Origin of the sequence: Chamaesiphon polymorphus CCALA 037 (assembly GCF_003003845.1) — a bacterium.
GTDB classification, from domain to species: domain Bacteria; phylum Cyanobacteriota; class Cyanobacteriia; order Cyanobacteriales; family Chamaesiphonaceae; genus Chamaesiphon; species Chamaesiphon polymorphus.
This window is the reverse complement of sequence record NZ_PVWO01000205.1, coordinates 1-9598: the sequence shown is the minus strand read 5'-3', so window position 1 is coordinate 9598 and position 9598 is coordinate 1. Positions and strand designations below refer to the sequence as shown.

8 protein-coding genes are annotated in these 9598 nt (G+C 36.7%); all 8 read left to right on the top strand.

The window, feature by feature from the left end; genetic code table 11:
- Positions 1-71 precede the first annotated feature (71 nt).
- The 8 genes from C7B77_RS15905 to C7B77_RS15870 all read left to right on the top strand — a co-directional run bounded on the left by C7B77_RS15905 (position 72) and on the right by C7B77_RS15870 (position 9214).
- Entirely contained in the window at positions 72-1316 is a 1245-nt protein-coding gene (locus tag C7B77_RS15905; protein ID WP_106306743.1) for an ABC transporter ATP-binding protein, read from the top strand.
- A 3-nt stretch (positions 1317-1319) separates the two neighbouring features.
- The gene (locus tag C7B77_RS15900; RefSeq protein WP_106306740.1) at positions 1320-2156 is read left to right on the top strand and encodes a methyltransferase domain-containing protein; all 837 of its coding nucleotides are present in this window, start codon (positions 1320-1322) and stop codon (positions 2154-2156) included.
- A 26-nt stretch (positions 2157-2182) separates the two neighbouring features.
- Positions 2183-3358, top strand: a complete 1176-nt coding sequence (locus C7B77_RS15895; protein ID WP_106306737.1) for a DegT/DnrJ/EryC1/StrS family aminotransferase — start codon at positions 2183-2185, stop codon at positions 3356-3358.
- Between the two features lie 7 nt (positions 3359-3365).
- The gene (locus C7B77_RS15890; protein ID WP_106306734.1) at positions 3366-4517 is read left to right on the top strand and encodes an ATP-grasp domain-containing protein; all 1152 of its coding nucleotides are present in this window, start codon (positions 3366-3368) and stop codon (positions 4515-4517) included.
- 58 nt (positions 4518-4575) lie between these two features.
- A complete protein-coding gene (locus C7B77_RS15885) occupies positions 4576-5730 on the top strand; it encodes a Gfo/Idh/MocA family protein (RefSeq protein ID WP_106306731.1) in 1155 nt (384 codons plus the stop codon).
- A 62-nt stretch (positions 5731-5792) separates the two neighbouring features.
- On the top strand, positions 5793-6893 hold the full coding sequence (locus C7B77_RS15880) for an FkbM family methyltransferase (RefSeq protein WP_181243882.1): 1101 nt from the start codon (positions 5793-5795) through the stop codon (positions 6891-6893).
- A 50-nt stretch (positions 6894-6943) separates the two neighbouring features.
- A complete protein-coding gene (locus C7B77_RS15875; protein WP_106306726.1) occupies positions 6944-8020 on the top strand; it encodes a glycosyltransferase in 1077 nt (358 codons plus the stop codon).
- A 42-nt stretch (positions 8021-8062) separates the two neighbouring features.
- Positions 8063-9214: a glycosyltransferase family 4 protein gene (locus C7B77_RS15870; protein ID WP_106306723.1), complete on the top strand. Its 1152-nt coding sequence runs from the start codon at positions 8063-8065 to the stop codon at positions 9212-9214.
- Positions 9215-9598 lie beyond the last annotated feature (384 nt).

The window sequence follows — 9598 nt, the reverse complement described above, 5'->3', positions numbered from 1 at the left end:
ACTTAAATTAGTAACTAAACCCATCTTAATCTTTAATCTAAAAGCCTCAAGTTAAAGTAACTGCAAGAAATATGATGTTAGATTTGCCAAAGTGCGATGTACAAAGCCAGTCGGATAACAAAGAAGTTTTAATCCGGGTTGAGAATGTCTCGAAAAAGTTTTGCCGAAGCTTGAAAAAGTCTCTATGGTATGGAATCAAGGATATTGGTTCGGAACTGACTGGACGCAAGTATGAGCATGAGCTAAGACCAGATGAGTTTTGGTCAGTGAAAGATGTCAGTTTTGAGTTGCGACGGGGGGAATGTTTAGGACTGATTGGGCGCAATGGAGCTGGAAAAACGACTCTGCTGAAGATGTTGAATGGTCTAATTAAGCCCGATCGAGGTAGTATTGAGATTAATGGTAAGGTGGGAGGATTGATCGCTTTGGGAGCAGGTTTCAATCCGATTTTGACTGGGCGAGAAAATATTTATGTTAATGGTTCGATTCTTGGATTGAGTAAAGCAGCGATTGATGCCAAGCTTGAGGAAATTATTGAGTTTGCCGAGCTTGAAGAATTTATCGATGCTCCAGTACAGACTTATAGTTCGGGGATGACTGTAAGATTGGGTTTTGCAGTTGCTGTCGTGTTGATCGAACCAGATGTCTTACTGCTGGATGAGGTGTTAGCAGTAGGCGACATGGGATTTGTTTTAAAATGTTTCAGAAAAATAGATCTACTTATTCCTAAGTGTGCGGTTATTTTTGTTTCTCACAGTATGCCTCAAGTATCTCGAATAGCTACAGATATAGCATTGCTGGAAAAAGGAAAGCCAGTATATCAAGGCAAAAATGTTTCTGAAGGTATAGATCTCTACTACTCAAAATTTGATGTTATCCCGTCATTTTATGTCGGTGAACTAGTACAAATTATTAGTATTTTAATTAACGGTCAACCATCTTTAGATACTACCGATACTATTTTAGTCGAGAGGCTTGCAGACATTGAGATTCAAATTACATTAAAAGTTAGTCCACAATTCAAACATCCCGAACCATTTCTAGTATTTTATGATGCCGAACAAAGAGGTATTGCAGAATATATATATGAGGAAAAACTTCCTTTAGAAAACATTAACGGAAATGTGAGTTTTAAAATCTTAATTCCTAAGGTAATTTTCTCGAAGGGTCTTTATTCAATTACTGTTGGTCTTTCTGAATCCAAAGATGGACCTATACTAATGAGAGCACAGTCGGCAGCTTATTTTCAGGTTAAGGCTGAAAAGAATTTATGGACAGCATTCCAGTTACATGGCGAGTCAACACAAGTTATATAAAGCATGTACAAAAACTTCATCCCTCAAAGATTCAAAGACTCTATTAATGTGCTATTGGGTAGGGCAAAATCTATTCCAATAACTGCTCCTTTCAAAGAAGAATCAGTATATTTGTGTCCTACTTGTTCTTCATCTGTAGCTAGATTCAATCGATTACCTGACTTTTATTATGAAAATTTAGATGCGCACGGGCATATATTTTCTACTTTTCAAGTTGAAACACTGAATTACTTACAATACTCCTGCCCTGTCTGTAATGCTAGCGATCGCGACAGGCTATACTCGCTCTATTTTCAGAAAGAAATATCTGAAATTAGAGAGGACTTTAGGTTGTTAGATATTGCTCCGTCAGGTAGTTTGCAGAATTTTATAAAAGCTAAATATCCCCACATTGATTATCGCTCTGCTGACATGATGATGGAGGGTGTTGATGATGTTGTAGACATCACGCAAATGAGTCTATATAGAGACAACACATTTAATTTTTTCATATGTTCTCATGTTTTAGAACATATTGATGACGATCGAAAAGCAATGAGTGAGCTTTATCGAGTTCTCAAGCCAGGTGCTAAGGGGATCTTGATGGTCCCGATCGTGCTAACTTTGTCAGAAGATTATGAGAATCCAGAAGCTAAGACACCCGAAGATCGGTGGAAATATTTCGGTCAAGACGATCATGTAAGGGTGTATTCCAAAAGAGGATTTATTGATAAACTCTCAGCAACAGGTTTTACGGTTACTCAACTAGATATCAATTATTTTGGAGCCGAAGCTTTTAACAAGCATGGAATACACTCCCGCTCTATTTTGTATATAGTTGAAAAGCCAGCAGAATTCTAATGTTAAAATATTAAAAGTTAATATTTATGAATATCACTATATCAGAACTAGCTTACTTTGGTGGCGAACCTAAGTTTAAAGAAAAACTCTTTGTTGGTCGTCCAAATATCGGGAATCGCGATCGCCTATTAGAGCGCATCAACGATATGTTAGATCGGCGATGGCTATCTAATAATGGAATTTTTGTGCAAGAATTCGAGCAGAGAATAGCCGAACACTTAGGAGCTAAACACTGTATCGCTGTCTGTAATGGCACGATCGCTTTAGAGTTAGTGATTCGAGCATTAGAATTAAAAGGAGAAGTGATTATTCCTTCTTTTACTTTTATTGCTACCGCTCATGCTTTGCAGTGGCAAGAAATTACCCCGATTTTTTGTGACATCGATCCCAAAACCCATACCATAAATCCTTGGCGAGTTGAGTCTTTGATTACACCCCGTACATCAGGGATTATGGGCGTGCATGTATGGGGACAACCTTGTGATGTTGAAGCACTAACAGAAATTTCTAACAGACATAATCTTAAGTTGATGTTTGATGCTTCCCATGCGCTTGGATGTTCTTACAATGGAGAGATGATTGGTAACTTTGGCAGTGCTGAAGTGTTTAGCTTCCATGCGACCAAGTTTATGAATACCTTTGAGGGTGGTGCGATCGTTACTAATAATGATGAATTAAATCAAAAGTTACGATTGATGAAAAATTTTGGCTTTTCTGGCTTTGATACAGTAATCTATCTAGGCACAAATGGCAAGATGCCGGAAATTTCAGCCGCAATGGGGTTAACGTCTCTAGAAAGCTTGGATGAGTTTATTGAGGTCAATCATCGTAATTATCATTGCTATCAAAAAGGTTTGGCCGATATACCTGGTGTTTATTTATTTCCTGTAAATGAGATTGAGAAAAATAATTATCAGTATATTGTTACAGAGATCGATGAAAACAAGGCTCAGATTAGTCGAGATTTGTTAATCGAAATCCTCCACGCTGAGAATGTGATCGCTAGAAAATATTTTTATCCTGGTTGCCATCGAATGGAACCCTATCGATCTTATTTTCCTAATGCAGGTTTGTTGCTGCCAGAAACTGAGAAATTAGCACAGAAAATTCTGATCCTTCCGACAGGAACATCTATATCAGAAGAAGATATTAATAAAATATGTCAGATAATTCGATTGGTAATTGCTAATCCCCCTAAATGAACGCAAAATGAAAAAAATACTTTTGGTTGATACCAACTGTTCGTCTAAGCCAATTTATGATTATCTAGTTCGATCGGGAAATGAGGTTTTTGTATGTGGTGGCAACCCAAACGACTTTCTGGCGAAGTATGCAAAAAACTATGTTGAATTAGACTATTCTAATATAGATCGATCTTTGGCTTTAGTGGATTCATTAGGAGTCGATTATATTGTTCCAGGTTGTAACGATCTATCTTACAAAATTTGTACTGAACTTAATTCTCAAGGTAAATTTTACGGCTTGGACAGAAATGAAGTTTCTGAAATAATTAATAATAAGAAAAAATTCAGATTATTAGCCGCTGAGATTGGTTTACCAGTACCACGGATTATTCCACATGGTGAATTTAGCGATATATTACCAGTTATTGTTAAGCCCACAGATGCTTACAGTGGACGAGGTGTTACCATCGTTCGTGAATCCGATCGAGATAAATTACAGACAGCAATAGAATATGCTGAGTCATTTTCACGAACAAAAACCTGCGTTATTGAAGAATATATTGAAGGGCAGCTATATAGCCACTCGGCATTTCTTTCGGGAGGAAAGATAGTTTGTGAATTTATTGTGGAGGAGCATGGTACGGCAAACCCATTCGTCGTTGATACTAGCCGAGTAGTTTATGACTTTCCAGAAGATGTCATTGGACGGATCGGAGATACGATGCTAACGATGGCCAAGCATCTTCAATTAGTAGATGGACTAATTCATACCCAGTTTATCAAGCAGGGAAGCTCGTTTTGGTTAATTGAGGTTACACGGCGGTGTCCGGGAGATCTTTACAGCCAATTGATTGAATTCTCTACAGGCTTTAGGTATGCCGAAGCTTATACAGAGCCATTTTTGAATCAAACTGTCAGCCTGAAGGATGTGCATCTAAAGCAATCTTATGTGATGAGACATACAATTTCACAACAAGTAGCTAAAACTTTTAGCTCGCTCCAATTTAATCTGCCTATTCAGATCGAAGATTTGCTCTTCTTGAGTCTTTCTGGCGATATGGTTAAGTCTAGCCCTTTTGGGCGAATCGCACTGTTGTTCGCTAGGGCAAACTCTGAAAGTGAACTATCTAAATTATTTAGATCCACTTTACAGCGCGAGCTTTACAATATTTATTAAAATATTAGTTGCTTTTCCAACTCTCAAGTTAACTTAATAAATCTAGAGAATTTAGATCGTGAAAAAAGAATGTAAATCACTTTCACTTCCCCTCTCTTTGGGATTTATTGGTGGCTCCACTAAGTCTGCAGTTGGCTATACTCATTTTGTTGCTAGTCAAATGGATAATTCTTGGAAACTAGCAGCAGGATGTTTTAGTCATAATTTCAGAGACAATCAAGAAACAGCTAACGTTTATGGTGTTCCCCCAGAGCGAGTTTATGAAAGCTGGAAAGAAATGCTTGATACGGAGCAAGGTAAGTTAGACGCAGTTGCTATTTTGACTCCTACTCCGATGCACTTTGAGCTTGTCAAAGCTTGCTTAGAAAGAGGATATGCCGTCATTTGCGAAAAGGCTTTGGCAATGAGTAGCGATGAAATTAAGCAGATTATTGACTTGCGAGATAAGATGAATGGGTTTATTGCTGTCAACTATAACTATTCGGGATACCCGATGGTTCGGGAGCTAAGAAGTATCATCAAATCTGGTCAGTTAGGTCAAATTCTGCATTTTCAAGCAGAAATGCCACAAGAAGGATTTATCCGAGTGGATACTGGGGGAAATAAACCCACTCCGCAAGCATGGAGACTTTTAGATGGGCAAATCCCCACTATCTATTTAGATTTAGCCGTTCATCTTCATCAGTTAATTGATTATCTCATTCAACAAAAGCCTCTGGCCGTAGTTGCTACACAGGATAGTTTTGGTTGGTTTCCAGAAATTGTCGATAATGTGTCGAGCTTATGTCGTTATACAGAAGGTATACAAGGTCAATTTTGGTTTAGTAAGTCAGCTCTCGGTCATCGCAATGGTTTAAAACTGAGGATTTACGGTTCACACGCATCAGCAGAATGGTATCAAGCCAATCCAGAAGAATTAATTCTAGCGTATGCTGATGGGCGCAGAGAAATATTAGATCGAGCTGCTCGCACTGAAATTGCTAAAGACCTCCGATATAATCGTTTTAAGTCAGGTCATCCAGCAGGTTTCATTGAAGCTTTTGCTAATTTGTATGTAGACATTGCGAATGCTCTAATCGAATATAATTCATCGGGTAGCTATCATTCTTCGGAGGTATTTGGCGCAGATTTAGCTTTGGAGGGTTTGCAAATGTTGGAGGCTATGGTTCTATCTGGTAGTAAGGGTTGGACCAAAACTCCGCCACAACATTAGAGTTAAAGAGCGTTTGTAATGTCTATTGATGAACTAGAAAACTTTAATCAATGATTAACTCAATGATAGATTATCAAAAAATCATAATCGATTACAATTCATCACTTTCTGAGACTAGAGCTGCTTTGGCTAATGAGTTTGTCTCTCCAGCTACTCAGGGAAAACGATATTTATTTGGTCGGAATGAAACGTCCCAACAAGTATCCCAAATAATTGAAATTGATGGGTTCATTGATGACTATGCTGAATTGGGGACGACTTGGCAAGAAAAGCCTGTTTTAAGTACGCAAAACGTCCCGAATAATGCCTTCATCGTAAATTGTGTTCTGTGTGTAAGACCAAGAACTGCTGAAAATAGAATTAAAGATTTTGGCTTCTCAAAAATTATTCCGTACGCGGATTTGTGTCAAACTTTACCAGAAGCTTTCCCCCTACCTTCTTTTGTTCTTGAAACAAGAAGGGATTTAGAGCAGAACATAGCTAAATGGAATAAATTATATGAAAGGCTTTCTGACGATCGATCCAAGTCTGTTTTAAGCGATCTTTTAAAATTTAGATTAACTGCTAATTATCAATACTTGATCGACTACCAATTTCGGATCTGGGAACAATACTTTGAACCGTTCATGTATCGACATTCAGATGAGGTATTTGTTGATTGTGGAGGGTTTGATGGAGATACAACCGAAGAATTTTGCAAAAGGTACCCAGATTACAAAAAAGTTTTTCTGTTTGAACCCTCAGCCACCAACTTAGCCAAGGCCAGACAACGCTTACAGAACTTTAGAAATATTGAGATGATTGAGCTGGGTGTTTCTGACCGAGAAGGAATACTAAAATTTAATCCAGAATCAGGCTCTGCTAGTTGTGTAAGTGATTCGGGTTCATCTCAAATTTCTGTTACTACTCTAGATAAAAGTATTAATGAAAAAGTAACATTTATCAAAATGGATCTAGAGGGATGGGAATTAAAAGCTCTTCAAGGAGCGATCGAACATATTGCTAAAGATCGTCCTAAATTAGCGATCGCCGTATATCACCATCCATCTGATTTTTGGCGTATTTCTGAATTTATCTTGGATGTTCGAGATGATTACGATGTCTATTTGAGACATTATACTGAAGGATGGTCTGAAACTGTAATGTTTTTTGTGCCCAAATAGTTAAGATCTTTAACTCGAACAAATATTCAGTGACAAGTTGCACAAAATCAATGACTCTATCCCCGAATTCCGATCTATCCAACCAAGTGCAAAGACTAATTGACACTCATGTAAGGGAAGTCAAGAGCGATCTGTTGTGCGATCGTCCCATCGTAACTGCTTGCATCCTAACTTATAATCATAAAGAGTTTATCGAGCAAGCGATCGAGGGTGCCCTAATTCAGCAAATAGATTTCCCCTATGAAATTCTCATTGGTGATGATTACTCTACTGATGGTACTACCGAAATTATCCGAAAATACCAAAGTCAGTACCCAGATAAAATCCGGCTACTGGTAACCGATCGTAATCTCTATAAACCTTTACCTGAAGTAGTTCTAGGTCTGATGGGGATAGCTTTACTTCAATCTTGCCATGGTAAATACATTGCGCTATGTGAAGGTGATGACTATTGGACAGATCCTCTCAAATTGCAAAAACAGGTAGATTTTTTAGAAGCAAATTCCGACTTTGCTATTTGCTTTCATAATGCAGCAATCATTAATGAATGTTGCCCCGAAAATAATCGACTAAATAATGATGATTCAACTTTAGAAGTCAGCACTTTAGATAATCTCATTCAGGAAGGTAATTACATTACGACGGCTTCTGTTGTAATCAAAAAAGAATTAATTGAAAATCTTCCTGATTGGTTCACATCTCTTCCTTTTGGAGATTATCCTTTATACTTAATTGCCGCTCGTAACGGCAATATTAGGTATATAAATAAAACTATGAGTGTTTACAGGATTCATGAGGGTGGAATACATGGAAAACTGACTAATTCTTATGAAGGACTGACAATAGCATATCAGCAACATTATCAATTTTGGCTAATAATTAATAAATCTGGCATTATAAGTAAATCACAAACAACTCCAGCAATTTTGAGAGCAATTGAAAATGTCATTGATAGTAGTTTGAGGTCTAAGCAAGCCAAAGTTTACTTATTGTATAATTATCTTCTACTGGTACACTCTCGCGGTGGAAGCTGGAAAGTAGCAGTAAGCAATATAGTTAGGCTTTATATGATTGTTAATAGAAAAATACGAGATAATTTACTTAAGAAATCAATTAATTTATTATAATAAGCATTGTTGATTTAAATCTATCTGCGTTCTTCAAAAGACATGCAAAAAGAAATTGTTTTTATTTCCCATGAGGCTTCTCGCTCAGGGGCACCAATTTTACTTCTTCAATTCCTTCGCTGGTTTAAAGAAAAAACTAATATTCCCTTTCGCATTATTTTGGTAAAAGGAGGTGAATTAGAATCAGATTTTATACAGTTAGCACCAACTCTAATCTTTGATGAAAAACCTAGCAACGGATTAAATCAAAGAATTAAGAGGCGTTTTTTTCCAGACGATTCAAATCTACGATTAAAGAAATGGCTTGTTGATGCAAATATTCAACTCATTTACTCTAATACATTAGTTAATGGTAACATTTTAGAGTTATTAGAGTTTATTAATTGCCCGGTGATCTCTCATGCACATGAGCTTGAGTACATAATTCAAGCTTATGGTATTGCTAATTTTGAAAAAGTAAAAAAATATACAACTCACTTTATTGCTTGTGCGAACGCAGTTAAGACAAATCTTATTGAAAAACATAATATTGCCTGTCAAAATATTAGCGTTATTCATGGATTTATTCCTATTACCTTTGTTCAATCAAACACTCTTAATCTGAAATTATTGATAAATGAGCTAAACATACCAGACCGAACCTTTATTGTCGGCGGTTCAGGCTCTGCTTTGGATTGGCGTAAAGGTGCTGACTTATTCATTCAACTTGCTTATATCGTTAAATCTAAAGCTAGAGATTCAGCCATTCGATTTGTTTGGGTTGGTAGTTATCCTGAAGAGATAACACGTTTTACTTTAACGCAAGATATTATGAAAGCAGAGCTAGAAAATTATATTTATTTTATTGGTGTAAAAGCTAACCCACTAAACTATTTTGCCGGATTTGACGTATTTACTCTAACATCGAGAGAGGATCCTTATCCTCTTGTTTGTCTGGAAGCTGCATCGTTGGCAAAGCCAATTATTTGTTTTGACAAGAGTGGTGGTGAGCCTGAATTTGTAGAAAATGACTGTGGTTTTGTCATTCCTTATCTAGACTTAAATCTCATGGCAGATTGTGTTATTAAATTATATGAGTCACCATGTCTACTGCAAAGTCTGGGTGTAAATGCTAAACATAAAGTTATGGAGAGACACAGTATTGAGATAGCTGCTCCAAAAATATTAGAGATAATTAAAAACCAAATTGAGTAATTAGAAAATATACTTCAATTATCAAACTATTTTGTATTGTAAAAACAAAAATCTATTATAGAAAACTTTACTTTATTTTTTTAATATCAAAGGTCATTTATACAAGTTTATTGCCATGTTTTAAATCTAAATTAAACCCATCTTTAGCATTAAACTACGCGTTTCGCCATGGCAATAATCGTCTGATGACCTAGTCAGTATTATTATCTGTGTTGCTAATTTAGATACAGCTCTCGATCGAGGATTAAACTCAATTTTCATAACCCTTTTAAAAAGAGGTAGCAAAAAATCTCGGTCGAGTGCTAATTAATTATTAGGATTGGTTGATTTTTGATAATAGTCCGCTGGCGACTAAATCGACAGCAGCTTCGTGGAGTGTAGAAA

What these genes read in the sequence shown, in the direction of transcription:
- C7B77_RS15890 (WP_106306734.1), top strand. Translation starts at nt 3,366, where the DNA reads ATGAAAAAAATACTTTTGGTTGATACCAACTGTTCGTCTAAGCCAATT.
- C7B77_RS15895 (WP_106306737.1), top strand. Translation starts at nt 2,183, where the DNA reads ATGAATATCACTATATCAGAACTAGCTTACTTTGGTGGCGAACCTAAG.
- C7B77_RS15905 (WP_106306743.1), top strand. Translation starts at nt 72, where the DNA reads ATGATGTTAGATTTGCCAAAGTGCGATGTACAAAGCCAGTCGGATAAC.
- C7B77_RS15870 (WP_106306723.1), top strand. Translation starts at nt 8,063, where the DNA reads ATGCAAAAAGAAATTGTTTTTATTTCCCATGAGGCTTCTCGCTCAGGG.
- C7B77_RS15875 (WP_106306726.1), top strand. Translation starts at nt 6,944, where the DNA reads ATGACTCTATCCCCGAATTCCGATCTATCCAACCAAGTGCAAAGACTA.
- C7B77_RS15900 (WP_106306740.1), top strand. Translation starts at nt 1,320, where the DNA reads ATGTACAAAAACTTCATCCCTCAAAGATTCAAAGACTCTATTAATGTG.
- C7B77_RS15880 (WP_181243882.1), top strand. Translation starts at nt 5,793, where the DNA reads ATGATAGATTATCAAAAAATCATAATCGATTACAATTCATCACTTTCT.